Source organism: Micromonospora sp. CNZ303, assembly GCF_004345505.1.
In genome coordinates, this window is the sequence record NZ_SLVT01000002.1 from 309,617 (window position 1) to 334,155 (window position 24,539).

Annotated in this window: 26 protein-coding genes; 9 read left to right on the forward strand and 17 right to left on the reverse strand. The window is 73.3% G+C overall.

From position 1 onward, the window contains the following. Nucleotides 1-2 precede the first annotated feature (2 nt). On the reverse strand, nucleotides 3-830 hold the full coding sequence (locus EV374_RS04735) for an ABC transporter permease (protein ID WP_132231904.1): 828 nt from the start codon (nucleotides 828-830) through the stop codon (nucleotides 3-5). A 59-nt stretch (nucleotides 831-889) separates the two neighbouring features. Continuing rightward, nucleotides 890-2,260, reverse strand: coding sequence for an L-serine ammonia-lyase (locus EV374_RS04740; protein WP_132231906.1), 1,371 nt, complete (start codon nucleotides 2,258-2,260; stop codon nucleotides 890-892). A gap of 312 nt (nucleotides 2,261-2,572) precedes the next feature. On the opposite strand from EV374_RS04740, the gene EV374_RS04745 reads away from it, so the two are divergent. Next, nucleotides 2,573-2,779, forward strand: coding sequence for a PspC domain-containing protein (locus tag EV374_RS04745; protein WP_132231908.1), 207 nt, complete (start codon nucleotides 2,573-2,575; stop codon nucleotides 2,777-2,779). 88 nt (nucleotides 2,780-2,867) lie between these two features. On the opposite strand, the gene EV374_RS04750 is transcribed toward EV374_RS04745, so the two are convergent. The 6 genes from EV374_RS04750 to pdxH all read right to left on the reverse strand — a co-directional run bounded on the left by EV374_RS04750 (nucleotide 2,868) and on the right by pdxH (nucleotide 7,826). Next, nucleotides 2,868-3,635: a DUF4230 domain-containing protein gene (locus tag EV374_RS04750; RefSeq protein ID WP_132231910.1), complete on the reverse strand. Its 768-nt coding sequence runs from the start codon at nucleotides 3,633-3,635 to the stop codon at nucleotides 2,868-2,870. Nucleotides 3,636-3,787: 152 nt separating this feature from the next. Continuing rightward, complete coding sequence (locus EV374_RS04755; RefSeq protein WP_089002310.1) at nucleotides 3,788-4,093, reverse strand: type II toxin-antitoxin system VapB family antitoxin; 306 nt, start codon at nucleotides 4,091-4,093, stop codon at nucleotides 3,788-3,790. 201 nt (nucleotides 4,094-4,294) lie between these two features. Beyond that, nucleotides 4,295-4,897 (reverse strand): nitroreductase family protein, encoded by a 603-nt coding sequence (locus EV374_RS04760; RefSeq protein ID WP_132231912.1) that lies wholly within the window; start codon nucleotides 4,895-4,897, stop codon nucleotides 4,295-4,297. Nucleotides 4,898-4,909: 12 nt separating this feature from the next. Beyond that, the gene (locus tag EV374_RS04765) at nucleotides 4,910-5,839 is read right to left on the reverse strand and encodes an aldose 1-epimerase family protein (RefSeq protein WP_132231914.1); all 930 of its coding nucleotides are present in this window, start codon (nucleotides 5,837-5,839) and stop codon (nucleotides 4,910-4,912) included. Nucleotides 5,840-5,892: 53 nt separating this feature from the next. Next, the gene (locus EV374_RS04770) at nucleotides 5,893-7,200 is read right to left on the reverse strand and encodes an MFS transporter (protein ID WP_132231916.1); all 1,308 of its coding nucleotides are present in this window, start codon (nucleotides 7,198-7,200) and stop codon (nucleotides 5,893-5,895) included. Then, entirely contained in the window at nucleotides 7,197-7,826 is a 630-nt protein-coding gene (gene pdxH / locus EV374_RS04775) for a pyridoxamine 5'-phosphate oxidase (protein ID WP_165947718.1), read from the reverse strand. Before pdxH ends, EV374_RS04770 begins: the two co-directional genes overlap by 4 nt. A 284-nt stretch (nucleotides 7,827-8,110) precedes the next feature. On the opposite strand from pdxH, the gene EV374_RS04780 reads away from it, so the two are divergent. The 4 genes from EV374_RS04780 to EV374_RS04795 all read left to right on the forward strand — a co-directional run bounded on the left by EV374_RS04780 (nucleotide 8,111) and on the right by EV374_RS04795 (nucleotide 12,981). Then, nucleotides 8,111-9,217 carry a citrate synthase 2 gene (locus EV374_RS04780; protein ID WP_132231920.1) on the forward strand — a complete coding sequence of 369 codons (1,107 nt, stop codon included), beginning with the start codon at nucleotides 8,111-8,113 and terminating at the stop codon, nucleotides 9,215-9,217. Nucleotides 9,218-9,520: 303 nt separating this feature from the next. Beyond that, the gene (gene serC, locus EV374_RS04785; RefSeq protein ID WP_132231922.1) at nucleotides 9,521-10,648 is read left to right on the forward strand and encodes a phosphoserine transaminase; all 1,128 of its coding nucleotides are present in this window, start codon (nucleotides 9,521-9,523) and stop codon (nucleotides 10,646-10,648) included. Between the two features lie 187 nt (nucleotides 10,649-10,835). After that, entirely contained in the window at nucleotides 10,836-11,918 is a 1,083-nt protein-coding gene (gene sepH, locus EV374_RS04790; protein WP_132231924.1) for a septation protein SepH, read from the forward strand. Between the two features lie 76 nt (nucleotides 11,919-11,994). Further along, on the forward strand, nucleotides 11,995-12,981 hold the full coding sequence (locus tag EV374_RS04795; protein ID WP_132231926.1) for an aldo/keto reductase: 987 nt from the start codon (nucleotides 11,995-11,997) through the stop codon (nucleotides 12,979-12,981). 10 nt (nucleotides 12,982-12,991) lie between these two features. On the opposite strand, the gene thpR is transcribed toward EV374_RS04795, so the two are convergent. The 5 genes from thpR to EV374_RS04820 form a co-directional block, all read right to left on the reverse strand. After that, nucleotides 12,992-13,570 carry an RNA 2',3'-cyclic phosphodiesterase gene (gene thpR, locus EV374_RS04800; RefSeq protein ID WP_132231928.1) on the reverse strand — a complete coding sequence of 193 codons (579 nt, stop codon included), beginning with the start codon at nucleotides 13,568-13,570 and terminating at the stop codon, nucleotides 12,992-12,994. 13 nt (nucleotides 13,571-13,583) lie between these two features. Continuing rightward, the gene (locus EV374_RS04805) at nucleotides 13,584-14,093 is read right to left on the reverse strand and encodes a hypothetical protein (protein ID WP_132231930.1); all 510 of its coding nucleotides are present in this window, start codon (nucleotides 14,091-14,093) and stop codon (nucleotides 13,584-13,586) included. A gap of 95 nt (nucleotides 14,094-14,188) precedes the next feature. Beyond that, on the reverse strand, nucleotides 14,189-15,472 hold the full coding sequence (locus EV374_RS04810) for an MFS transporter (protein ID WP_132231932.1): 1,284 nt from the start codon (nucleotides 15,470-15,472) through the stop codon (nucleotides 14,189-14,191). 68 nt (nucleotides 15,473-15,540) lie between these two features. Continuing rightward, on the reverse strand, nucleotides 15,541-15,990 hold the full coding sequence (locus tag EV374_RS04815) for a MarR family transcriptional regulator (RefSeq protein ID WP_207913886.1): 450 nt from the start codon (nucleotides 15,988-15,990) through the stop codon (nucleotides 15,541-15,543). Between the two features lie 119 nt (nucleotides 15,991-16,109). Next, nucleotides 16,110-17,588, reverse strand: coding sequence for an NCS2 family permease (locus tag EV374_RS04820; RefSeq protein ID WP_132231934.1), 1,479 nt, complete (start codon nucleotides 17,586-17,588; stop codon nucleotides 16,110-16,112). 88 nt (nucleotides 17,589-17,676) lie between these two features. On the opposite strand from EV374_RS04820, the gene EV374_RS04825 reads away from it, so the two are divergent. Next, the gene (locus tag EV374_RS04825) at nucleotides 17,677-17,925 is read left to right on the forward strand and encodes a DUF2530 domain-containing protein (protein WP_132231936.1); all 249 of its coding nucleotides are present in this window, start codon (nucleotides 17,677-17,679) and stop codon (nucleotides 17,923-17,925) included. A 45-nt stretch (nucleotides 17,926-17,970) separates the two neighbouring features. Here EV374_RS04825 and EV374_RS04830 read toward each other — a convergent pair whose 3' ends face one another. Continuing rightward, a complete protein-coding gene (locus EV374_RS04830; protein WP_132231938.1) occupies nucleotides 17,971-18,810 on the reverse strand; it encodes a DUF3027 domain-containing protein in 840 nt (279 codons plus the stop codon). An 87-nt stretch (nucleotides 18,811-18,897) separates the two neighbouring features. Here EV374_RS04830 and EV374_RS04835 point away from each other — a divergent pair, with 87 nt between their 5' ends. Both EV374_RS04835 and EV374_RS04840 read left to right on the forward strand, forming a co-directional pair. Then, the gene (locus EV374_RS04835; protein ID WP_132231940.1) at nucleotides 18,898-20,574 is read left to right on the forward strand and encodes an MFS transporter; all 1,677 of its coding nucleotides are present in this window, start codon (nucleotides 18,898-18,900) and stop codon (nucleotides 20,572-20,574) included. Further along, entirely contained in the window at nucleotides 20,571-21,236 is a 666-nt protein-coding gene (locus EV374_RS04840) for a futalosine hydrolase (RefSeq protein ID WP_132231942.1), read from the forward strand. Before EV374_RS04835 ends, EV374_RS04840 begins: the two co-directional genes overlap by 4 nt. On the opposite strand, the gene EV374_RS04845 is transcribed toward EV374_RS04840, so the two are convergent. Then, on the reverse strand, nucleotides 21,219-22,112 hold the full coding sequence (locus tag EV374_RS04845; RefSeq protein WP_486485584.1) for a GNAT family N-acetyltransferase: 894 nt from the start codon (nucleotides 22,110-22,112) through the stop codon (nucleotides 21,219-21,221). The genes EV374_RS04840 and EV374_RS04845 overlap by 18 nt on opposite strands. A gap of 524 nt (nucleotides 22,113-22,636) precedes the next feature. On the opposite strand from EV374_RS04845, the gene EV374_RS04850 reads away from it, so the two are divergent. Further along, nucleotides 22,637-23,503 (forward strand): 1,4-dihydroxy-6-naphtoate synthase, encoded by an 867-nt coding sequence (locus tag EV374_RS04850; RefSeq protein WP_132231946.1) that lies wholly within the window; start codon nucleotides 22,637-22,639, stop codon nucleotides 23,501-23,503. On the opposite strand, the gene EV374_RS04855 is transcribed toward EV374_RS04850, so the two are convergent. Together EV374_RS04855 and EV374_RS04860 are read right to left on the reverse strand one after the other, a co-directional pair. Beyond that, the gene (locus EV374_RS04855; protein WP_132231948.1) at nucleotides 23,464-23,850 is read right to left on the reverse strand and encodes a cold-shock protein; all 387 of its coding nucleotides are present in this window, start codon (nucleotides 23,848-23,850) and stop codon (nucleotides 23,464-23,466) included. The genes EV374_RS04850 and EV374_RS04855 overlap by 40 nt on opposite strands. A gap of 34 nt (nucleotides 23,851-23,884) precedes the next feature. After that, a complete protein-coding gene (locus EV374_RS04860; protein ID WP_132231950.1) occupies nucleotides 23,885-24,508 on the reverse strand; it encodes an HAD family hydrolase in 624 nt (207 codons plus the stop codon). Nucleotides 24,509-24,539: the final 31 nt, after the last annotated feature.

Consider the following 24,539-nt stretch of genomic DNA (forward strand, 5'->3'; position numbering starts at 1 on the left):
CCCTACAGTTCCTTGAGTACGGCGGGTTCGAGCCGGCGGAACGTCCACCAGCCGGCGGCCAGCACCAGCAGGCTCACGCCGACGGAGGTGGCGAGCAGCCGGGCGTCCGGGAACTCGTCCGGGTACCAGACCGCGTGGTGCAGCTGGAAGATGCCGACCAGCGGATTCAGCTCGTAGGCGGCCTTCAGCCAGCCCGGCAGGTCGGCGTCGCGCACGAGGCTCAGCGGATAGATGATCGGGGTGGCGTAGAAGAGCACCCGGACGACCAGCCGCATGAAGCGCTCGACATCGCGCATCAGCACGTTGACCGCCGAGAGCAGCAGCGCCAGCCCGACCAGCAGGACGGCCTGCACCGCCACCGCGAGCGGCAGGGCCAGCAGCGACCAGCCCGGCTCGACCCGGCCGGACGCGGCGTACCCGACGGCGACGGCGAGCAGGATCGGCAGGCCGGCGGCGTACTCGGCGAAGCGGCCGGTGACCCGGCCGATCGGGAAGACCTGCCGCGGCACGTTCATCGTCGTGATCAGCCGGGCCTGGCCGGTCAGCGCGTTGGTCGCCTCGCTCAGCGCCGAGCTGGTCCACATCCAGGCGAAGATCCCGGTGAGCAGGAACAGCGGGTACGAGTCGGCCGCGTCGCCGAGGTGGCGGTTGGTGTCCCGGGAGTAGAGGACCCCGAAGACGAACCAGTAGATCGCCCCCAGGCCGAGGGGCTCGATCAGCGACCAGAGGTAACCGAGCACGGACTGCTGGTACTTCACGGCGAGGTCGCGCCGGACCAGGATGCGCAGCGAGGTGCGGTGCGACCACAACGCCGCGACGCCAGAGGTCACCGCCGCCTCCCGCCTCACCGGACGGACGACAGGCTAGCAGTCGATGAACGAACGCCCCCTCAGCACTCGATCACGTTGACGGCCAGTCCGCCGCGCGCCGTCTCCTTGTACTTCACCTTCATGTCCGCGCCGGTCTCGCGCATGGTCTTGATGACCTTGTCCAGCGAGACGTGGTGCACCCCGTCGCCGCGCAGCGCCAGCCGGGCGGCAGTGATCGCCTTGATGCTAGCCACCGCGTTCCGCTCGATGCAGGGGATCTGCACCAGACCACCGACCGGGTCGCAGGTCAGGCCCAGGTTGTGTTCCATGCCGATCTCGGCGGCGTTCTCCACCTGCGCGGGGGTGCCGCCCAGCGCCTCGGCCAGCCCGGCGGCGGCCATCGAACAGGCCGAGCCCACCTCGCCCTGGCAGCCCACCTCGGCACCGGAGATCGAGGCGTTCTCCTTGAACAGCACGCCGATCGCGCCCGCCGCCAGCAGGAACCGCACCACCCCCTCCTCGGAGGCGCCCGGGGAGAACCGGGTGTAGTAGTGCAGCACCGCCGGGATGATGCCGGCCGCCCCGTTGGTCGGCGCGGTGACGACCCGACCGCCGGCCGCGTTCTCCTCGTTGACGGCGAGGGCGAAGAGGGTCACCCAGTCCATCGCCCGCAGCGGGTCGGCGGGGTCGGACTCCGTCTCCAGGCTGCGGCGCAGCTCGGCGGCGCGGCGGCGGACCTTCAGCCCGCCGGGCAGCACCCCGTCGCGCGAGCAGCCCCGCTCGACGCACTCCCGCATCACCCGCCAGATCTCCAGCAGGCCGGTGCGCACCTCGCCCTCACCGCGCCAGGAGAGCTCGTTGGCGAGCATCACCTCGCTGATCGACAGCCCCGTCGACGCGGTCACGTCGAGCAGCTGCGCGCCGGTGAGGAACGGGTGACGTACGCGCGTGGTGTCGGGCTTGATCCGGTCCGCCCCGGCCGCCGCCTCGTCCACCACGAAACCGCCGCCGACCGAGTAGTACGTCCGGGCCCGCAGCTCCGCGCCCCGGTCGTCGTACGCGACGAAGGTCATCCCGTTGGGGTGGTACGGCAGCGACCGGCGCCGGTGCAGCACCAGGTCGCGGTCCGGGTCGAAGTCGATCTCGTGCGCGTCGAGCAGGCCCAGCCGGCGCTCGGCACGGATCCGGGTGATCCGCGCGTCGACCGTGTCGGTGTCGACCGTCTCCGGGGCCTCGCCGGCCAACCCGAGCAGCACCGCCCGGTCGCTGCCGTGGCCGTGCCCGGTCGCGCCCAGCGAGCCGAAGAGTTCCGCCTGCACCCGGACCGTGCCGGTCAGCAACCCGTCGGCCTTCAGGCCCGCGACGAAGGTACGGGCGGCCCGCATCGGCCCCACCGTGTGGGAGCTGGACGGCCCGATGCCGACACTGAAGAGGTCGAAAACGCTGATCATGGCTGCACTTCCTCGCCGTCGTACCTCGTGGGTCTCCGGCACGGTCGTGGCCGGCCCGGTCGGGGCGGCCGTCCGGCACCCGGGGGTGTGGGTGCCCGACCGGCGAGCCTACCCGCCCAGCTCAGCGCCTGCCGCCAGCCGCGACCGGTCGACACGTCCCGGCGGGTCCCGGGGGCGTCGCGGGGCCGGTTCCCGGGTAACCACCTACGGGTACGGGCACCGCCGATCCTCCTCCGGACCGAGGGCGCGGTGGCCACCCCTTCCTACCGTTGAGGGCAGAGGCGGCGAACGCCGCAGAGTGGGAGTACGACGATGAGTCGCAAACTGGTCCGCCCCCATCAGGGGCGCATGATCGCCGGCGTCTGTGCCGGCCTGGCCCAGCGTTTCGGCAGGTCGGCCGGCTTCATCCGGCTGCTGTTCCTGCTGTCGCTGCTGCTGCCCGGCACCCAGGTGGTCGTCTACCTGGTGCTCTGGGTCCTGATGCCGAACGAGGACCGCTACGCCGCCGCCCGCTACTGAGCCCACCCGCCCCCGCCCGAGGCGGGGGTGAGCACGAGGCGCCCGTCCCGTCGACAGGGGCGGGCGCCGTCGTGTCGTGGGAGCGCCGTCAGGGGGCGGTGTAGGTGACCGTCACCTTCTCGTAGCCGAGGGAGCGCAGCAGCCCCTCCAGCATCTTGCGGGTGTTCTCCTCGGCCCGCTGGGTCAGGCCGCTGTCGCGGGCGGCGGTGGTGATCCGCTCCTCGGCGAGCTGGTAGACCTGCTGCTGGCGGTTGGGGTCGCCCTTCACCAGCTCGCCGACCCGGTTGAGCAGCCCGCGCTCCTCGGCGAAGACGTAGCTCTTCTCCAGGTCGAGGTTGGTCTTGGCGAGCTGCGGCGCCGGCAGCCTGATCTCCACCGACTTGCCGTCGGCCGACTCCACCACCGCGCCCTCGGAGATCTTGGCGAAGTCGACGTACGCCTCCACGCTGCCCGCCCCGACGAAGAGGGTGCGCTGGCTGAGCAGCCAGTCGGGCACGTTGCGCCGGTCGTTCTGGAGATCGACGACCACCTGGAAGTTGCCCTCGGCCGCGACGTAGCGGCTGAGATCCTGGATCGACTTGAGCAGCGGCGGCTGGCTGCGGTCGGTCTGTTCCTTGGCGAACGGGTTGCGGAAGTCCGGCAGCAGGCCGGTGGCCTGCACACCGAGCAGCACCACCACCGCCAGCGCCGCCGCGCCGAGCACCCAGAGCAGGCCGCGCGCAGGCCCGCCCGCCGGTGGTGGTGGCGCGCCCGCATCCGGCTCGGTTGTGACAGCCGACCGCTCCTTGAGCGCCTCGCCGGTCGGATAACCGGGGAACTCCCTCGTGGGCTCGTTGATGTCACCGTCGCGGGCCATGGCCCTCACCGTCCTCGTCAGACACGTCGTCTGAGATGACGGTACGGCTCCGGTGCGACAGCCGCTCGTCGAAGCGCGCCGGCAGGCGAACCCGCCGCGTCGAATCCGCGAAATAGCAGGTCAGGACGGGTCGGACGACCGGCGGCTCGCGCTCACTCGATCGGGCCGGAGAGGACGAGCACCCGGGCGTGGATCTGGTTGCGCTGCTGGAGCGCCGCGCGCAGGGCGCGGTGCAGCCCGTCCTCCAGGTAGAGCCCGCCGTTCCACTGCACGACGTGCGGGAAGAGGTCGCCGTAGAAGGTGGAGTCCTCGGCGAGGAGCTTGTCCAGCGCCAGCTCACGCTTGGTGGTGATCAACTGGTCCAGGCGCAGCGGCCTCGGCGGGATCTCCGCCCACTGCTTGAGCGTCAGGTTGTGCTCCGGGTAGGGACGCCCGTCCCGGACCGCTCTGAAGATCACGACGGCACGCTCCCCTCCCCCTGGCCGGGCCGACCCACGACACCGGGTCGGGTCGCGGCGCGGCACCGCGACCTGCGGCACCGATGACCGTGCCAGCGTAGCGGGCTGCACCACACCGCGTTCTGCTCCCCGATGTCAGTTTCGCCACCCGCCGTCCGGTTCGCCACCGGACGAAACACCTGACGGCACATCCGGCGCCGCTCAGCTCCAGCGCCCCCGCCGGACCACCTCGCCCACCGGGCGACGCCCGCGGCGCAGCGACGGTGACCGGTGGTCAGGCGCGCGATAACCCACCGTGACGGCGCCGACGGGCTCGTACTCCCCCGGCACCCCGAACGCCTCCCGGTACGCGTCGAGGCGCTGCGCGGGGATGCCGAAGAAGCACGCCCCCAGCCCTTCGTCCACGGCGGTCAGCAACATCAGCAGGGCGGCGAAGCCGGTGTCCACGTACCAGTAGGGCACCGGCCAGCGCTCAGCCGAACGGTCCGCCCAGCCCTTGTCCGGTTCCGCGTAGCGCTCCAGGTAGGCCGACCGGTTCGCGTGCGGGACGACGATCAGCGGGGCCCGGCGCATCCCCGCCAGCCACCGCTCCCGGCCGCCGCCGCCCGGGGTGGTCGCCGCCCAGAACCGCTCGCGGTCCTCCGACGCTTCCAGCACCAGGAAGCCCCAGCCCTGGGCGAAGCCGGCCGACGGCGCGCGGACCGCGTGGTCGAGCAGCCGCTCCACCACGTCGGGCGGGACGGGACGGTCCGGGTCGTAGTTGCGCACCATCCGGCGTCGCCGGACCACCTCGCCGAACTCCATGCGCTCCCCCGCTCAGGCCCCGGGCCGTACGCCCCAGGCACCCCGCCAGGTCGCGCCCGGCTTCAGGGTGATGACGTCCCGGCCCGAACGGAACGCGTCCGGCGGGCAGGTCATCGGCTCCACCGCCACGGAACGGCGCCGCCGCTCGCCGGGCAGGGCGTCACCGGTGAACACCTGCCACCAGCCGAACTCCCGGTCCGCCCAGATCCGTACGCCCGCCGTGCCGTCCGGGGCCGCCAGGCTGACCACCGAACCGCCGTCGTCGTCGCGGATCACGTCGCCGAAGCAGAGGTCGAGCCGGGCGCCGCCGATCCGGCGGGGGCTGGTCCAGTCGTACTCGGTGCCGGCGACCGGGGTACCCCCGATCGGCAGCAGCCGGCCGTCCACCTGCAACCGCGTGCGGGCCGGCAGCCGCATCGACAGGTCGTCCACCGCCACCCCGGGCACCCGCAGGTACGGGTGCACCGCGAAGCCGAACGGCGCGGGCTCGGCGCCGAGGTTCGTCGCCTCGTGCTCCGCGCGCAACCCGTCCGGGCCGACGCTCCACCGGGTACGCAGCCGCAGCGGCCACGGGTAGCCCGGCTGCGGCGGCAGGTCGTAGCCGACGGTCACCGCGTCGGACGACTGCTCCACCAGCCGCCACGGCACCCAGTTGACCAGCCCGTGGATGGCCACGCCCCGGTCCGGCTCGCTGAGGGTGAGCTGCAACGACCGCTCGCCGAAGGTGTAGCGCCCGTCGCGGATCCGGTTCGGCCAGGGGGCCAGCACCTGCCCCGCGCAGCCGGGACAGATCTCGTCGGCGTCGTACCCGTCGAGGTGGTCGGTCCCGTCGTGCCGGTATGTCCGGACCCCACCGCCCACCTCCACGATGACGGCCTCGTGGCCGGCGGCGGAAATGGTCCACTGTGCGCCCGAGGGCGGACGCTGGTCGGGGGTGTCCATGCCGGCGACCCTAACGGTTCCCGCCCCGCCGTCGCTCGCCCCGACCCGCCCCGTCACGCCTTGTCACCGCCGGACGGGTCCGCCGCCCGGTAGCGCAGCAGCACCGGGAAGGCCACCGCGAGCAGCACCGCGAGGGCCGCCGAGAGCAGCCCGCCGCCGATCCAGGCGACGCCGCCGCCGAAACCGGCCGCCACCGCACCGGCCCGCAGGTCGCCCAGGCGCGGGCCGCCGGCGATGACCACCGTGTTGACGCCCATCAGCCGCCCGCGCATCCGGTCCGGCGCGTAGACCAGCAGCATCGACTGCCGCAGCACGGCGCTGACCAGGTCGGCCGCCCCGGCCACCGCGAGCAGCAGCACCATCAGCCAGAGCTGGCCGGCGAGGCCGGCCGCCGCGATCGCCAGCCCCCAGCCGACCACCGCCAGCACCAGCACCAGCCCCTGCCGGCGCAGCCGCCCGATCCACCCGGAGGTCAGCCCGCCAAGCATCGCGCCCGCCGCGATCGCGCTGTAGAGCCAGCCGACGGCCGCGCCGCCGCCGAAGCGGGACTCGGCGATCTCGGGGAAGAGCGCCCGGGGCATGGCCAGCACCATGGCGATCAGGTCGATGACGAAGGAGAGCATCAGCACCGGGGTGGTGGCCAGGTAGCGCAGGCCGTCGACGATGCTGGCCAGCCCGGCCCGCCGTGGGGCGGCGTCCGGGTCCGCGTCCGGGTCCGGCTCCGGCGGCATGGCCGGCAGCTTCACGGTCGCCCAGACGGCGACCAGGTAGAGCACCGCGTCGGCCGCGTAGGCGATCGGCAGGCCGAGGTCGGTGCCCCACCAGGCGAAGATCAGGCCGGCGGCCAGTGGGCCGAACACCGAGGCGGCCGTGTAGGTGGTGAAATTCAGCGTGGTCGCCGCCGGCACCAGCTCCGCCGGCACCAGCCGGGGCAGGATCGCGTTGCGGGTGGGCGAGCTGATCGCGAAGGCGATCGACTGCACCGCCACCAGGACGAGCAGCAGCAGCGGGCTGCCGATCCCGAGCACCGCCTGCACCGCCAGACCGAACGTGGCGGCCCAGAGCACCGCCGCCGTCGCCAGCAGCACCTTGCGCCGGTCGTGCGCGTCGGCCACCGCGCCGCCCCAGAGCCCGAAGACCAGCAGCGGTACGAACGCCGCGATCCCGATCAGCCCGACCCAGAGTGAGCTGCCGGTCAGCGCGTACATCTCCACCGGCACGGCGACGGCGGTGAGCTGGATGCCGAACATCGCGATGCCGTTGCCGAGCCACATCCGCCGGTACGCCGGCACGGCCAGCGGGCGCACGTCGATCGCGAACCGGCGCAGCCCGCTCGGCCGCGCGTCCTTGAGCTGGGTCACGGCGCCAGCCGCTCGACGCTCCACTCCCCGGGCCCGGTGAGCCGGAACCGCAGCCGGTCGTGCAGCCGGCTGACCCGGCCCTGCCAGAACTCCACCGACTCCGGCCGCACCCGCAGGCCACCCCAGTACGGCGGGGCGGGGATCGGCTCGACCTCGGCGAACCGCTCCGCCGCCGCCCGGTACGCCTCGTCCAGCACGGTCCGCCCGGGGATCACCCGGGACTGGGTGCTGGCCCAGGCGCCGAGCTGGGAGCCGCGCGGCCGGCTGGCGAAGTACGCCTCCGTCTCCGCCCGGTCGACCCGCTCGACCCGGCCGGCAACCACCACCTGCCGGTGCAGCGGGAACCAGGGGAAGACGAGGCTCACGTGCGGGTTGACGGCCGCCTCGGCGCCCTTTCGGGACCCGTAGTTGGTGAAGAAGACGAAGCCCTCCGGGTCGTACCCCTTCAGCAGCACGGTGCGCGCGCTCGGGCGGCCCGCGGCGTCGGCGGTGCCGACCACCATCGCGTTCGGTTCGGGCAGTCCGGCGGCGACCGCGTCGGCGAACCAGCGGGCGAACTGGCCGTGCCAGTCGGCGGCCAGGTCCGCCTCGGAAAGGCCCAGCTCCGGGGCGTACTCGTTACGCATACCTGCCGGCCGGACTGTGTCCCCCGTCACGTTCCCCCTCCTCCTCGTCGACCCGGCCCGCTGCCTGCGGCGCTGGCCAGCCCGCACCGCACAGTGTCGCCGACGCGGTCCGGGCCACCCGGACCGGGGATGTCGTGTGCGGCACAGTCGCAGTGGGTCGCGAATCCGGTTACCCAGCAGGCAAGATGTCACGAACACATCCCTGAGGGTCGCCTAAGGCGCTCGCCCGGCTGGGCCGGGACCGGAGCCCGGGCGGGCGCACCGAGCAGATCCAGGAGAGCGATATGGCCGATTTCAAACCCGGGCTGGAGGGCGTCGTAGCCTTCGAGACCGAGATCGCCGAACCCGACCGCGAGGGCGGCGCGCTGCGCTATCGCGGCGTCGACATCGAGGATCTGATCGGCCAGGTCTCCTTCGGCAACGTGTGGGCGCTGCTGGTCGACGGGCGGTTCGGCCCGGGTCTGCCGCCGGCGGAGCCGTTCCCGGTGCCGGTGCACTCCGGTGACATCCGGGTGGACGTGCAGTCCGCGGTCGCGATGCTGGCCCCGTACTGGGGTCTCAACCAGCTGCTCGACATCTCCGACGAGCAGGCCCGCGAGGACCTCGCCCGGGTGTCGGTCACGGCGCTCTCCTTCGTCGCCCAGTCGGCGCGCGGCCTGGGCCTGCCGGCCGTGCCGCAGAAGGAGATCGACAAGGCGTCCACCATCGTCGAGCGCTTCATGAAGCGCTGGCGGGGCGAGCCGGACCCGCGGCACGTCAAGGCGGTCGACGCCTACTTCATCTCGGCCGCCGAGCACGGCCTGAACGCCTCCACCTTCACCGCCCGGATCGTCGCCTCCACCGGCGCGGACGCCGCGGCCTGCATCTCCTCCGGCATCGGCGCCCTCTCCGGCCCGCTGCACGGCGGCGCCCCGTCCCGCGTGCTCAGCATGCTGGAGGCGGTCGAGCGCAGCGGCGACGCCGAGGGCTACGTCAAGGGCGTCCTCGACCGGGGCGAGCGGCTGATGGGCTTCGGCCACCGCGTCTACCGGGCCGAGGACCCGCGCGCCCGAGTGCTCCGCCGCACCGCCAAGGAGCTGGGCGCGCCGCGCTTCGAGATCGCCGAGGCGCTGGAGAAGGCCGCCCTGGCCGAGCTCCAGGCCCGCCGGCCGGACCGGGTGCTCGCCACCAACGTCGAGTTCTGGTCGGCCGTGGTGCTGGACTTCGCCGAGGTGCCGGCGCACATGTTCACCTCCATGTTCACCTGCGCCCGGATGGGCGGCTGGAGCGCGCACATCCTGGAGCAGAAGAAGCTCCAGCGGCTGGTCCGCCCGTCGGCCCGCTACGTCGGCCCGGGCAGCCGCAAGCCCAGCGACGTCGAGGGCTGGGACGCCATCCCGCACGGCGTCTGAGGTGTAAGGAAGGGCCCCTCCTAACGCCTGGCGTATAGGAAGGGGCCCTTCCTTGCAACCGGGTGCGGTCGGCGTGCGACATCGGGGCGGCGTACCGGCACGGATTGTGGTGGACGCCTCAACGTCGCTGGTGGGATCAGCGGTCGGCGCGGCCGGCGCGGGTGGGAGGATGAGGGCCGGCAGTGTCGCCGGACCGGGCCCGGGTCCCGGCCACGTCGTGCGCCTGAGCGCGCGTCCGCCGTCGATCCGCGCCCGCCTGAACACCGGGCCCGCCCTCGCCCATGCGGAAGGATCTCGACAACCGTGGCTGACGCACCGACCATCCGGATTCCCGACGACCTCAAGCCCGCCGACGGGAGGTTCGGCTGCGGGCCGTCCAAGGTCCGTCCGGCGGCGGTCTCCGCCCTCGCCGAGGTGGCGACGAGCTACCTGGGCACCTCGCACCGGCAGAAGACCGTCCGCGACGAGGTGGCCCGGCTGCGCCGCGGCATCGCCGACTTCTTCTCCCTCCCCGAGGGCTACGAGGTGGTGCTGGGCAACGGCGGCACCACGGCCTTCTGGGAGGTCGCGACGTTCGGCCTGGTCCGGGACCGGGCGCAGTTCGCCAGCTTCGGCGAGTTCGGCGCGAAGTTCGCCAAGTCCGTCAAGGACGCCCCGTTCCTCGGCGAGCCCACCGTCCGCAAGTCGGAGGCCGGCACCGCGCCCACCCTGACCGCCGAGGCCGGGGTGGACGTCTACGCCACCCCGCACAACGAGACCTCGACGGGTGTCGCGGTGCCGATCAGCCGGGTGGCCGGCGCCGACCCCGGCTCGCTGCTGCTGGTCGACGCCACCTCGGGCGCCGGCGGCTTGGACGTCAACGTCGGCGAGACCGACGTCTACTACTTCGCCCCGCAGAAGTGCTTCGGCTCCGACGGCGGCCTGTGGCTGGCCCTGATGTCGCCGGCCGCGCTGGAGCGGGCCGGCGAGATCAAGGCGTCCGGCCGCTACATCCCGGCCTTCCTCGACCTGGTCACCGCGATCGACAACTCGCGGCTGGAGCAGACCTACAACACCCCGGCGCTGGCCACCATCTTCCTGGCCGCCGAGCAGACCGACTGGATGAACTCCCAGGGCGGGCTGGCCTGGGCGGCCAAGCGCACGGCCGAGAGCGCCGCGATCGTGTACGGCTGGGCGGAGCGCTCCGAGGTGGCGACGCCGTTCGTCACCGACCCGGCGCTGCGCTCCAACGTGGTCGCCACCATCGACTTCGCCGACTCCGTCGACGCCACCGCGATCGCGAAGGCGCTGCGCGCCAACGGCATCGTGGACACGGAGCCCTACCGCAAGCTGGGCCGCAACCAGCTCCGCGTCGCGCTCTTCCCGGCCGTCGAGCCGGCCGACGTCGAGGCGCTGACCGAGTCGATCGACTACGTGGTCGAGCGACTCTGATCGCCGTCACGGTCGGTGGCCGCCGGACACGTCGGCGGCCACCGACCGTGATCATCGTCGCAGCTCAGTCGCGACATGCGGGTGTCGCATCCCCCACCTGCGGACAGATGCGCGTACGGTGGTGCGAGGACGCCCGGGTGGCCGGCTCGTGGCGTGACGGCCAGCGAAGCGGGACGGAGGCTACGCCATGCGCCCAGTACGCTTCGTCGCCCTCTCCGAGGACGGCCAGGCCCTGGTGCTCGCCGACGAGGTCGGGCGACTGCTCGCCCTGCCCATCGACGAACGGATCGCCGGCGCGTTGCACGCCGAGCCCGGCGCCCCGCCGCTCGCGGTGGCCCCGTCGGCGACCGCCGACCCGGTGCCCTCACTCTCCCCACGGGACATTCAGGCCAAGATCCGTTCCGGCGAGTCCGCCGAGGACGTCGCCCGGATCGCCGGCGTGCCGGTCGACCGCGTGCTGCGCTACGCCGGCCCGGTGCTCCAGGAGCGGGCCATGCTCGCCCAGCACGCCCGCCGCACCCGGCTGAAGGGCGCGGAGAAGCCCACCCCGCTCGCAGAGGTGGTCAACGGCCGGCTGGCCCAGCACGGGATCGACACCGAGAAGATCTCCTGGGACGCGTGGCGCCGCGACGACGGCACCTGGCGGATCGTGGCGACCTGGCCCTCGGGCAAGGCGACCGCGCAGGCGATCTGGGATCTCGACAAGACCCGGCAGTCGGTCACCCCGCACGACGACATGGCGCAATACCTCTGCGCCGAGCGGCCCACCCCGATCCTCGGCCAGGAGCCGGCACCGGAGCGGGGCGGCCACGCGCTGCCCGGCCCGTCGCGCGGCGAGCCGAGCCGGGGCGGGCACGGCCTGCCGGCGGCGGCGGAGCACAGCCGTCCCGGGCGCGACCCGATCCGGGCCGGGCGGGACGCCCTGCTCGCCTCGCTCGACCGTCCGCTCGGCTCGACCTCGGGTCGTGGGCTCGAACCCCGCACCCCGGCCGCCCTGGCCGGGCAGGACGCGCCACGCCAGCGGCCGGTCGGCGGTGGGGCGGCGGCGCTGCTCGGCGGCGGGCAGGGTTCCGCCTTCGACGACGACTCGGACGCGCCCAAGGAGGTGCCGGCCGTGCCGTCGCTGGCGGTGCTCCGGCCCCGTCGTACGGGCGCGCCGGCGGCAGCGGCGGGCGAGTCGACCGACGCCGGCGGCAAGCCGCGCAAGCGCCTGCCGAGCTGGGACGACGTGCTCTTCGGCAGCGGCCCGGCGGCCCGCGAGTCCTCGTGACCGCCTGACTCCGGCGACCACCGGTCGCCGGAGTCAACGCGAGGCGCTCCAACTGCCGCCGTGGCAGGGTGGCCCCATGGAGTACACGAACCTCGGCCGTACGGGCCTGTCGGTCAGCCGCCTCTGCCTCGGCACGATGAACTTCGGGCCGCAGACCACCGAGCCGGACAGCTTCGCGATCATGGACCGGGCCCTCGACCACGGCATCAACTTCTTCGACACCGCCGACGTCTACGGCTGGCAGACCGGCGAGGGGATCACCGAGCAGATCATCGGGCGTTGGTTCGCCCAGGGCGGCGGCCGGCGGGAGAAGGTCGTGCTGGCCACCAAGGTCTACGGCAAGATGGGCGAGTGGCCCAACCAGCAGGGCCTCTCCGCCCGGCACATCGTCCGGGCCTGCGAGGACTCGCTGCGCCGCCTCCAGACCGACACCATCGACCTCTACCAGATGCACCACGTCTCGCGCAGCACGCCGTGGGAGGAGATCTGGCAGGCCATGGAGACCCTGGTCGCCCAGGGCAAGGTCCTCTACGTCGGATCGTCCAACTTCGCCGGCTGGCACATCTCCGTGGCGCAGGAGGCGGCGGGGAAGCGCCACTTCCTCGGCCTGGTCTCGGAGCAGTGCATCTACAACCTCATGACCCGGTACGTCGAGCTGGAGGTGGTGCCCGCCGCGCAGCACCACGGGCTGGGCATCATCCCGTGGTCGCCGCTGCACGGCGGGCTGCTCGCCGGAGTGCTGCGGAAGATGGCCGAGGGTGGGGCCGCGCGGGGCGCCAGCGGCCGCTCCGCCGACGCGCTCGCCGAGCACCGGCCGACCATCGAGGCGTACGAGAAACTCTGCGGCGACCTCGGTCACGACCCGGCGGACGTGGCCCTCGGCTGGCTGCTGTCCCGGCCCGGGGTGACCGCCCCGATCATCGGACCGCGCACCACCGACCAGCTCGACCGTTCCCTGGGCGCCCTGACCGTCGACCTCGGCGGGGACGCCCTCACCCGCCTGGACGAGCTCTTCCCGCCCGTGGGCAACGGCGGCCCCGGCCCCGAGGCCTGGGCCTGGTGACCGGGGAGCGTCAGAGAGGCCAGGCAGCCAGGCGGTCGTAGGTGGGGCGGGGGCCGGGGTGGCTGCGCACGAGGACCATCTCGCCGGCCGGCCACTCCGGGCCCTCGTAGTCGTCGAGGGTGGCGACGTCGGCGGCCACGTCGGCCGGGGGCACCCGGTCGCCGGGGCGCGCGACGGTCAGGTGCGGGCGGAACGGCTTCTCGTCGTGCGGCAGGCGGGCGTGCCGCAGCCGGGAGCGGATCAGCCGGGCCAGCACCAGCACCGGCTCCACCTCGCCCCGCAGGTCGACCCAGAGCACGGTGAACCGGCCCCGCCCGAACCGCCCGCCGCCGGCCAGCCGGAGCCGGGGCGCGGCCTGGCGGCCGTCGCTCGACCACTCGGCGGCGAGCCCGAGCGCGCTCTCCACGGCGACCAGCCGGTCCGCCTCGACGTCGCCGAGGAAGGCGAGGGTGACGTGCGCGTTGGCCGGGTCGGCGAGCCGGACGTTGGTCCCGGCGGCGGCCGCCGCGCCGATCCGCAGGCGGGCGACCTGCGCGCCGAGGTGCGCGACCGCCTCGGGCGGCGGGTAGAGCGCGACGAAGAGCCTCACGCGGGCCCCGCCCTCAGCGGTGACGCTGCCAGTGACCGGCCCGGGCGGCCGGCAGGGTCAGCCCGGCCGCGTGCAGCAGGCCCTCCACCCGGACGCGTTCCAGCTCCAGGTCGACGCCCTCCAGCTCGGTCAGGTGCTCGGCCAGCCCGAGGGCCCGGCAGGCCAGCCGGAGCCGGTCGTCGTACGCCTGGAGGACCATGCCGTGCCAGACGGGCTGGCGGCCGTCGGAACCCACCCCCTGGCTGCGCAGGCGGCGCAGGTCGGCGGCGAGTTCCTCCAGCGGGCGCCGGTCGGGCCGGTCGAAGGCGGTGAGGTCGATGTCGCGGGTCAGCGCGTCGGCCTCGACGGCCCGGTCCAGCCGGACGATGGTGCGCCGCTCCTGCCGGCGCTCACGCCACTCGGCGTACCCGCAGGCGACCCGGTCGATGATCTCGTCCGCGCAGAAGACCAGGGCGATCAGCGCCGGCAGGCTGGCCATGGCGACGATGGCCAGGATCAGCAGCAGCGCGCGCCCGAGCTCCACGTATCGACGCTAAGCCTCTTTCCCCCTTACCGCTACCGCTTTCGTGTCATCCGCGCCCTCGGTCGGGGAAGCGGTCGGCAAACCCGGTGACGGGCTCAGCAGTCGGCGGAGGTGACGTAGAAGCGCGGCATCGGCAGGATGCGGAAGCGCAGCCGGGCGCCGGAGCGGCGCAGCTGCCAGGTGAGCGCGACCAGGACGGTGGCCAGCGAGATCAGCCCACCGATCCAGATGCTGGCACCGGCGCCGTAGGTCTCGGCGACCCAGCCGATGAGCGGCGCACCGACCGGGTTGGTGCCGAGGAAGACCAGCACCCACAGGGCCATCACCCGGCCGCGGAAGGCGGCGTCCGTGCCGAGCTGGACCCGCTGGTTGGCCGCCTGGGCGAAGAAGACCATGAAGAACCCGGTCGGCAGCAGCAGCGTCACCACCATCCAGTACGCCGGGGCGAGCCCCACCAGCGTGCCGAAGCTGGCGCAGCCGACCCCCGCGCCGAGCACCAGCCAGACCGACGGGCGGCTGCGCCGCCCGGTGCCGGCGAGCGCCCCGACCAGCGCGCCGACCGCCAGCGCGGTGCTGAACAGCCCGAACGAGGCGGCACCGGTCTGGAACACGGTCTTGGCCAGCGCGGCGAGGGTCAGCTGGAAGTTGAACAGCGACATGCCGATCACCGACATCACCGCCATGGGCAGCAGCAGGTCGGGCCGCCGCCAGACGTAGCGCAGGCCGTCGACGACCTTGGCCGACGCCCGCTCGTCGCGCGGCGGCAGCGCCTCCCGGTGCAGCTCGGCGGGGCGCATCCGGATCACGGTGACCAGCGGGGCGATCGAGCTGAGCGCGGTGAACAGGAAGACCGGCCCGACGTCGAAGGCGGCGATGGCCAAGCCGGCCACGGCCGGCCCGACGATCCGGGCGGAGTTGAACACGGCCGCGTTGAGCGAGAGCGCGTTCGGCAGCAGCGACGTACCGACCAGCTCGGAGACGAACGCCTGCCGCACGGGGGTCTCCACGGCGTTGGCGACGCCGAGCAGGGCCGCGAACGCGAAGACGTGCCAGAGCTGCACGAGGCCGGTGATCACCAGCAGGGCCATGGCGAGGGCCAGGACGGTCCAGAACGCGTTCGCGACGAAGAGCAGCATCCGCTTGTCGTAGCGGTCGGCGAGCCGCCCGGAGAGCAGGGTGAGCAGCAGCACCGGGGTGAACTGGAGCGCGGTCACCACGCCGAGCGCGGTGGCGGAGTTGTCGGAGAGCTCGAGGACCAGCCAGTCCTGGGCGATGAACATCATCCAGACGCCGATCAGCTTGATCAGCTGTCCGGATGCGAAGAGCCGGTAGTTGCGGACCTGTAGGGACTGGAACATCGTGCTCAGCTTCGCCTGCACTCTTGGTGCGCCTCCTCGCGGTCGTACGCGTCATCGACGGCGGACGGCGCGGTGGCACGACGCGCGGGTCAGGCTCGGGCGAGCTGCTGAAGGATCTCGGCGGCCTGCCGCAGGGTTTCCCGCTCGGCTTCGGTCAGGTCGGCCAGCCGGCGGGCCAGCCACTCGTCACGGACCCGCTCGAACTGGTCGAGCACGGCCCGTCCCCCCTCGGTCGCCGCCAGGATGACCTGCCGGCCGTCGGTCGGATGGGGGGTGCGCTGCACGAGGCCGCGCTCCTCCAACTTCGCGACGATCCTGGTCATCGTGGGCGGCTGCACCCGTTCCACGTCGGCCAGTTCCCGAGGTGTCAGCGCACCCGCCAGCCGGAGGCTGGTGAGCGCGGAGAGCTGGGTGACCGTGAGGTCGCCGACCGGCCGGGCCTGGCGGACCCGTCGGTTCAGCCGGGTGATCGCATCACGCAACTGAGGTGCCAGCTGCGCCGGTGGCACGCTTTTCGCCGTCACCGTCCGCTCCGTCACGATAGTTAGCCTAACTAATTAGCTTGGCGAATGACCACTGATATGACCACGCTCACGAGAAGTTTGTCCTGCTCCGGGCCGGGTACCCCGTTCGGTCACCGGCCCGGAGCAGGCCGTGTTCAGAGCACCACAGACTCGATCGGTCCACGCAGGAAGTAGAGCACGAAGAGGGCCGCCACCCCGTACAGCAGCGGGTGGATCTCCCGGGCCTTGCCCTTGGCGAGCTTCACCACCACGTACGTGATCAGGCCCGCGCCGATGCCGTTGGAGATCGAGTACGTGAAGGGCATCAGCACGATCGTCAGGAACGCCGGGATCGCGATCTCGTAGTCGGACCAGTCGATCGTCCGCACCGCGGTCATCATCAGGAAGCCGACCACCACCAGCGCCGTCGACGCCGCCTCGAACGGCACCACCACGACCAGCGGCGCCAGGAACATCGCCAGCAGGAACAACCCGCCGGTGACCAGGTTGGCCACGCCCGTACGGGCGCCCTCCGCCACACCGGCGGCACTCTCGATGTACGACGTGTTGCTGGACGTGCTCGCCGCACCGCCGGCAGCCGCCGCGATCGAGTCGACCAGCAGGATCTCCTTGGCCCGCGGCGGGGTGCCCCGCTCGTCGAGCATGCTCCCCTCCTGGCCGACCGCGACCATCGTGCCCATGGTGTCGAAGAAGTCCGTGATCAGCAGGGTGAACACGAACATCAGGACGACGACCCAGCCGGCCCGGCCCCACGAGTCGAACAGGTTGAAGTTGCCGAGCAGCGACAGGTCCGGCACGTCCACCCAGGTCTTCGGCAGCTCGGGGACGTTCAGCGCCCAGCCCTTCGGGTTGGGCTTGCCGTCGACGAAGGACGGCCCGATGTTCGCCACCGCCTCGACGATGATGGCCACCACGGTGGAGCCGAGGATGCCGATGAGGATCGCGCCCTTGACCCGCCGCACCATCAGCACGATCGTCAGCAGCAGACCCACCACGAAGACGAGCAGCGGCCAACTGGCCAGGCTGCCGCCGATGCCGAGGCTGACCGGGACAGTGGTGTTCTGCACGTCCGGCACCCGGCGCACGAAGCCGGCGTCGACCAGGCCGATGATGGTCAGGAAGAGGCCGATGCCGACGCCGATCGCCGTCTTCATCTGCGTCGGCACCGAGCGGAACACCGCCGTACGCAGGCCGGTCAGCACCAGCACCGCGATGATCAGGCCCTCGATCACCACGAGACCCATCGCGTCCGCCCAGGTCATCTCCGGGGCGATCTCGTACGCGACCAGCGCGTTGACGCCGAGGCCGGCGGCGAGCGCCAGCGGGAACCGGCCGACCACGCCCATCAGGATGGTCATCAGGCCGGCGACCAGGGCGGTTGCCGCAGCGAGGGCGGCGATGGAGAGCTTCTTGCCGTCGCCGTCGACGGCACCACCGATGATGAGCGGGTTGAGCACCACGATGTACGCCATCGTGAAGAAGGTCGCCAGGCCACCGCGTACCTCGCGGCTCATCGTCGAGCCACGGGCGGAGATCTCGAAGTACCGGTCGAAACCGTTCCGGGGGTGCGCTGGGTCGGGTGGTGTGCCGTTCTCGGGCGGCGCTACTGCCATCAGGTCCTCGCAGGTGGATCTTCCGTTGTCGCGCGCATCGTCGCAGATCACCGGCCAGCAGGAAAAGTTGATCGCGTACGCTTGCCGCGTGCCGAAGGAGCAGCCCCCGCGGCCCGAGCCGCTCGACCCGCCGATGGTGCCGTTCGCCCTCGCCGGGATGGCGGCCTGGGCGCTCGCCGGGCTGGTGCTGCTGATCTTCTTCCGCGACTGGTTGACCGCGCACGATCACCAGGACTGGCTGTGGACCTGCCTGGCCGGTTTCCTGTGGGGCTTCCCCGGTCTCGCCGTGATGATGCGGCACGACGCCAACCGACGCCGCCGCCGCGCCGGCCGCTGACCTGCGACGACACCGGTCCGCCGGATCGGCGCCGCGCCAGTGGCGTCAGGGGTGGCCGTACGGCTCCGCCGGCTCCGCGGCCTCGACGGAGCCCGGCGCCCGGCTGACCGCCACGGGCTCGACCGCGCTGTCGTCGTAGACCGTCGGCATCTCGTCGACCGGGGTCTCGGCGGCCTCGATCAGGGTCTCCGAGTGCGCCCCGCAGCCGTGGTCTGCGCTGACCACCCGACCGTCGTCGGGGGCGTAGAAGTTGCCGCAGGCCCCGAAGGACTGCCGCAGGGCACCGGCGAGCGGCAGGTAGAAGCCGCAGGTGCCGCAGCGGGCCGCGGCGGGGGCGGCGGCCGAGATCGCGGCGGACGGGCCGTGGTCGCCGTCGTACCAGCGCTGGGCGGCCTCGCTGCGCCCCTCCCGGGAGAGCACCCGGGCCCGACCGAGACCCAGCTCCCACGCGGTCTCCTCGACCGCCGGGTCGTCGGAGAGCAGGTAGCCGGGCTGGAGCCGGTCGTCGTCCGCCGGGGTGGGCAGCAGGTCGCCGGGGCCGAGGTCGCCCGGCTTGAGCCGCTCCTGCCACGGCAGCCAGCCGGGCGCGAGCATCGCGTCCGTGCCGGGAATCAGCACCGTCTCGCAGACGGTGACGTGCCGGCTGCGCGGCACGCGGGTGACGGTGACCGCCCACCGCCAGCCCCGGTAGCCGGCGAGCCGACACTCGAAGTAGTGGGTGACGAGCCGGTCGCCCTCCGCGACGGCCTGCAGATGGTCGCCGATGTCCGAGGGGTCGACCTCGGTGATGGCGTCACGCGCCACCTCGACTGCGGCGGCGCAGACCTGGTCGAGACGAGCGGCACGAGCGGAGGCGGGCCTGGTCACCAGACCATTGTTCCCCATGCGTACGGGCGACCGACAGGCACCCGCCGACGACGTTCTGGGACAGTGGTGCGGCACGGACGGACCGGATGGGTGAGGATGGGGGGCATGCCGCTGTTCTCCCGCTCCGGGCGGTCCGTACTCGGGCGGACCGTCGGCACCGGCATCAAGGCCGTCCGCCTGCTGTTCCGTGGCTCGGTCAGCAGTGGCCGCTGGATGACCCGGCGGGCGGGCCGGGCCCGCACCCGGGGCGCCGGGGGCGAGGTCGGCATGGTCCGCCTCTTCGACCTGCACGCGGTCTCCTGCGCCGGGGACACGCTGATCGCCATCGGCCTCGCCGGGACGATCTTCTTCAACGTCCCGCTCGGCGAGGCGCGCAGCAAGGTCGCCCTCTACCTGCTGGTGACCATGGTGCCGTTCGCCATGCTCGCCCCGGTGGTGGGCCCGCTGCTCGACCACTTCCGCCACGGCCGCCGGTACGCGCTGGCCGCCACCATGCTCGGCCGCGCCTTCCTGGCCTGGCTGATCTCCGACTACATCCACGGCTTCGGCCTCTACCCGGCGGCCTTCGGCGTGCTGGCGCTCTCCCGCGCATACGGGGTGGCCCGCTCGGCGGCCGTCCCACGGCTGCTGCCGGAAGGGCTGGGGCTCTCCCAGGTGGGCGCCCGGGCCAGCGTCTACGGCACGGTGGCCGGCGCCCTGGTCGCTCCGATCGGGCTGGCCGCCTTCTGGTTCGGGCCGCAGTGGCCGCTCCGGGTCGCCTCGATCATCTTCCTGGTCGGCATGGTGATCTCCCTGCGCCTGCCGCCGAAGGCCGACTCCGAGCCACCGGAGCGGGTGCCCCGGCCGTTGCGTGCGCTCTGGCGGCGCACCGGCGACCGCCCGCTGGGCCGGGGACGGCCGGCCGGCCGGCTCGTGATGGCCACCCTGATCGGTGCCGCGACGCTACGCGGGCTATACGGGTTCCTGCTGCTCTTCCTGGCCTTCGCGATCAAGGCGGGCGACCTGACCACCGTCGTCTTCGGCCGGGACCTGGGCGACGAGGGTGCGCTGGGCCTCGTCGGCGCCGCGCTGGCCGTGGGCACCTTCCTCGCCACCGCGATCGGCACCCGTCTGCGCATCCACCGACCCGTCGCGATCCAGTCCAGCGGCATGATCATCGTGGGTGGGGTGGCGATCCTCGCCGCGTTGAAGTTCTCGCTGCCGATGGTCGCCCTGCTCTGCCTGGTGGCCGCGCTGATGAGCGGCATCGCCAAGCTCACCGTGGACGCCTCGATCCAGGAGCGCATCCCCGAGCGGCTGCGGGCCAGCTCCTTCGCGCACTCCGAGACCGTGCTGATGCTCGCGTTCGTCGCCGGGGGCGGGCTGGGGCTCGTACCCTTCGACGGCCGGATCGGGATCGCGGTCGCCGCCGGGGCCGGCACGCTGGCCGCCGTCCGAGGCGTGGTGGTGGCGAGCCGCCTGCGCGCCGAGCGGCTGGCCGGTCGCCCGCTCGCCGACGACGAACTGGCCGACGAAACCGACGAAACCGGCAGCGACACCGGGACCGGCAGAGGTAACGGGGAAGAGCCGGCCGGCACGGGCGCCGGCGCACGCACCGAGGCGGGGGCCACTGCCGAAACCGGGGTGGCGCCCGTCTCGCCCGCCCCGGCGCAGGGCTCGCCGCTGGACGACCCGGCACTGGACCCGCCCGGGTACCACATCTACCGGCCGTCGTCGGCCGTCGGCGGGCCGGGCGGGGCGGACGACGAGACCCGGCGGGAGCCGCAGGGGCCCCTGCCGTGACGGGCCTGCTGGTGGTCACGGCGGTGCCCGCCGAGGCCGAGGCGGTCCGCGCGGGCCTGACGGATGCGTCGACGACGGTGCTGCCGGTGGGGGTCGGCCCCGCCGTGGCCGCCGCCACCACCGCCCGGCTGCTGGTCCTCGCCGAGGCGGCCGGGCGTCCGTACCGCGGTGTGGTCAGCGCGGGCGTGGCGGGCGGCTTCGCCGGCCGGGCGGAGGTCGGCGCGACGGTGCTGGGCGCCGTGTCCGTCGCCGCCGACCTGGGTGCCGAGTCGCCGGCGGGCTTCCTCCCGGTGGACGAGCTGGGCATGCCCCCGGAGTGGCTCGGTGGCGGCATCGCGCTCGCCGCCGACCCCGGCCTGCTGGCCGCCCTGCGGGCCGCGCTACCGACGGCGACGGTGGGCGCGGTGCTGACCGTCAGCACGGTGACCGGCAGCGCCGCCAGCACCGACGCCCTGCGCCGGCGTCACCCCGACGCGGTCGCCGAGGCCATGGAGGGGTACGGCGTGGCCGTCGCCGCCGCGCAGGCCGGCGTCCCCTTCGTCGAGCTGCGTACCGTCTCCAACCCCATCGGCCCCCGCGACCGTGACGCCTGGCGCATGCGCGAGGCGCTCGCCGCCCTCACTACCGCCGCCGCGGCCCTGGCCTCACCCGCCCTGCCCTGACGGTCGGTTCGCCGTTGTGGGCCGACGGTCGTACCGCAGGGCCCACGGCCGGCTCGTCTTGAACTGGTATCCGCAGGCGAGCAGCAGGTCGACGCCACCGTCCTCGGCGATCGCGTGGGCCGTGCGGATGCCTGAGCGGTCCATCTCGGCGGCGAGCATGGTGACCAACCGGCGCCCGATGCCGAGCCCTCGACAGGCCTCGGCGACGAGAACCCCGTCGAGCACGACCTCCCGCTCGTCGCTCGGGTCGTCACCGTCTATCAGGTGTGGGCTGCGCTCGTGGGCCCGCAGCTCACCGACCAGCCCGCCGCCCGGCAGCTCGGCCACGAACCGCCACGATGTCGCTGGGAGGCCGCCGCCCGTCACCCGACGCAGCCGTACCGTCCGCCGGATCTCCTCGGCCCGTCGGCGCCGGTCCCGGTATCGACGATTCCGCTGGTACGTGGCGGGGGGTACCGGTAACGGCCAGAGCGCCGGCGGCAGGTTGTACCAGTTCGCCCACCAGGCGCCCGGCCAGTCCTTCGGCTCCTTCACCTCCCAGGCGTCGAGGTGCGCCGGGTAGCGACGCCCTGCTCCGTCCCGTAGCGCGTCATGCGGCACCGCCGGCAGCGACAGGTCGGCGGTCACGGCGGCGTCGGAGGTTGCGGCGGTGCCGGAGGTGCCGCTCACGCGAATCGGCACTTCCCCACCTGCGGCCCGGACGAGCCGCTCCACCGTGCGGAACCGTGGATCGGCGGCCCGGCCCGACTCGATCCGGGCCAGGGTCGCCTGGGGCACACCGGACCGCTCGGCCAGTTCGCGCTGGCTCAGATCCGCCCGGCGTCGTAGGGCCCGCAGGGCTGCGCCAAGGTCCACCGCTTCCGTCAGCTCTGTCACGAGCACATGCTTCCCAACACGGCGCGATGTCCTCAACACCCACTCGCCACCTGTGGACAAACCTGTGGACAAACCTGTGGGCAACATCGGCCATCAACGCATCGAGCCATCGCACGGGCTCGGGCGACCGGCCAGGGCGGCTAGCCAGGGACGGTTGGCCAGGAACGAGGACCCTGCTCCGACGCTGTCGAGCTGAATCGTCTACGACATCAGGTGCCGCCTGCCGCCCGTGCCACGTGACGGGTGCCCGTGGATCCCCGTCACACCCAGAGGGTCACAGCCACACGCCGCAGGCGAGCGGGCGGGGGTGAATCGTCTACGACATCAGCTCGAAAGGGGCCACTAGACGAGGTCTGCCGGTAACGCGGCACACGGCGCACCCGTCCGCGGGGCACGTTCCGTCCGTGCGGAGGGCCGGGCGGAACCACCTGGCCCGGTGGACGCTGGCTCGGCGCAGTGGGCCCAGGTCACACCGAGCACGCCGCGGTCGGGCGCCCCACCCGGGGCGGGGATACGGTGAGGGCGTGGCGCTCTCGCTGGCTGTCTCGCCCTGCCCCAACGACACGTTCGTCTTCCACGCCCTGGTGCACGGTCTCGTGCCCGGCGCACCGCCGGTCGACGTCACGTACGCCGACGTGGACGTCACGAACACGGCCGCCGAGCGGGGTGCGTTCGACCTGGTCAAGGTGAGCTACGCGGCGCTGCCGTGGCTGCTGGACGACTACCACCTGCTGCCCTGTGGGGGCGCACTGGGCCGCGGCTGCGGCCCGCTGGTGCTGACCCGCGGCGACCACCCCGACCGGCCCGACGCCCTCGGCCAGCCCGGGCGCGCCGACCTGAGTGGCGCCACGGTGGCGGTGCCGGGCGACCGGACGACGGCGTACCTGCTCTTCCGGCTCTGGGCGGCCGACCGGCCCCCGGCGCGGATCGAGGTCGTGCCGTTCCACGAGATCATGCCGGGCGTCGCGGCCGGCCGGTACGACGCCGGGCTGGTCATCCACGAGGCCCGGTTCACCTACCCACGGCACGGCCTGACCGCCCTGGTCGACCTCGGCGAGTGGTGGGAGGCCGACACCGGCCTGCCCATCCCCCTCGGGGCCATCCTGGCCCGGCGCGGCGCGGTCGACCCGCAGGCCGCCGCCGGGTGGGTCCGCGAGTCGGTACGCCGGGCCTGGGCCGATCCGGCCGCCAGCCGGGAGTACGTGCTGGCCCACGCGCAGGAGATGGAGCCCGACGTGGTGGACCGGCACATCGGGCTCTACGTCAACGAGTTCACCGCCGACCTGGGGGACGCGGGGTTCGCCGCCGTCGAGGCGTTGCTCGGCCGGGCCGCCGACGCCGGGCTGGTGCCTCAGACCTCCAGCTCGTTGGCGACCGCGTGGACCAGCTGAGCGATCTTCTGCGCCGTCTTGCGGTCGGGGAAGCGACCCCGCCGCAGGTCCGGCTGGACCTTCGCCTCCAGCACCTTGATCATGTCCTCGACGAGGCCGTGCAGCTCCTCGGCCGGCCGGCGACGCAGCTCCGCCATCGACGGCGGGGCGTCGAGCAGCTTGACCCCCATCGCCTGCGCGCCCCGGCGGCTGTCCACCACGCTGAAGTCGATCCGCTGACCACCCTTGAGGTCGGTGACACCCGTCGGTAGCGCGCCCTTGGGCAGGAACACGTCGCCACCCTCGTCACTGGTGACAAACCCGTATCCCTTGGCCGCGTCAAACCACTTCACTCGACCCGTCGGCACCTGAGAACCCCTGCTTCGCTTGAGCTTGAGACGTCTACCGCTCCAAGGCTAGCCCGATCATGCCGTCCAGCGCCGCCGGGAATCCGGTGAGATCATCCAGCACCACCTCCGCCCCGGCCGCGCGCAGCTCGTCGGCGGTGCACGGGCCCGTGGCGACCCCGATGCCGGGTACGCCCGCCGCCCCCGCGGCCACCATGTCGGCCACGTGATCGCCGACGTAGTGGGTCGCGCCGTGCTGCCGCAGGGCGGTCGCCTTCCCCTCCGCGAACAGGTCGCCGGCCACCTCGTCGACCACCAGCCCGAGGTGGTCGAGGTGCAGCCGGGCCAGGCGGCCCTGCTTGGCGGTGACCACCAGCACCCGCCCGCCGCGTTCGCGTACCGCGTCGATCGCGGCGACCGCCCCGGGCAGCGGGACGGTGGGTGTGATCGCGTACGCCGGATACAGCTCGCGGTACGTCAGGACGGCCTCGTCGACCTGCTCCGGCGGGAACCAGCGGGCGATCTCCGTACGCAGCGGCGGGCCGAGCCGCGCCACGGCGGCCGCCGCGTCCACGTGCACCCCCGTGCGGGCCGTCAACGCCCGGAACGTGTCGGCGATGCCGGGACGCGAGTCGACCAGGGTCATGTCGAGGTCGAAGCCGACCGTCAGCGTTGCCATGCGGGAGAACGTACCCGCCCGACCCCGGGTC

Bases quoted from the DNA above. Each gene is read 5' to 3' on its own strand.
- EV374_RS04740 (WP_132231906.1), bottom strand. From the start codon at position 2,260: ATGATCAGCGTTTTCGACCTCTTCAGTGTCGGCATCGGGCCGTCCAGC.
- EV374_RS04745 (WP_132231908.1), top strand. From the start codon at position 2,573: ATGAGTCGCAAACTGGTCCGCCCCCATCAGGGGCGCATGATCGCCGGC.
- EV374_RS04750 (WP_132231910.1), bottom strand. From the start codon at position 3,635: ATGGCCCGCGACGGTGACATCAACGAGCCCACGAGGGAGTTCCCCGGT.
- EV374_RS04760 (WP_132231912.1), bottom strand. From the start codon at position 4,897: ATGGAGTTCGGCGAGGTGGTCCGGCGACGCCGGATGGTGCGCAACTAC.
- EV374_RS04765 (WP_132231914.1), bottom strand. From the start codon at position 5,839: ATGGACACCCCCGACCAGCGTCCGCCCTCGGGCGCACAGTGGACCATT.
- pdxH (WP_165947718.1), bottom strand. From the start codon at position 7,826: ATGCGTAACGAGTACGCCCCGGAGCTGGGCCTTTCCGAGGCGGACCTG.
- EV374_RS04780 (WP_132231920.1), top strand. From the start codon at position 8,111: ATGGCCGATTTCAAACCCGGGCTGGAGGGCGTCGTAGCCTTCGAGACC.
- sepH (WP_132231924.1), top strand. From the start codon at position 10,836: ATGCGCCCAGTACGCTTCGTCGCCCTCTCCGAGGACGGCCAGGCCCTG.
- EV374_RS04795 (WP_132231926.1), top strand. From the start codon at position 11,995: ATGGAGTACACGAACCTCGGCCGTACGGGCCTGTCGGTCAGCCGCCTC.
- EV374_RS04820 (WP_132231934.1), bottom strand. From the start codon at position 17,588: ATGGCAGTAGCGCCGCCCGAGAACGGCACACCACCCGACCCAGCGCAC.
- EV374_RS04830 (WP_132231938.1), bottom strand. From the start codon at position 18,810: ATGGGGAACAATGGTCTGGTGACCAGGCCCGCCTCCGCTCGTGCCGCT.
- EV374_RS04835 (WP_132231940.1), top strand. From the start codon at position 18,898: ATGCCGCTGTTCTCCCGCTCCGGGCGGTCCGTACTCGGGCGGACCGTC.
- EV374_RS04860 (WP_132231950.1), bottom strand. From the start codon at position 24,508: ATGGCAACGCTGACGGTCGGCTTCGACCTCGACATGACCCTGGTCGAC.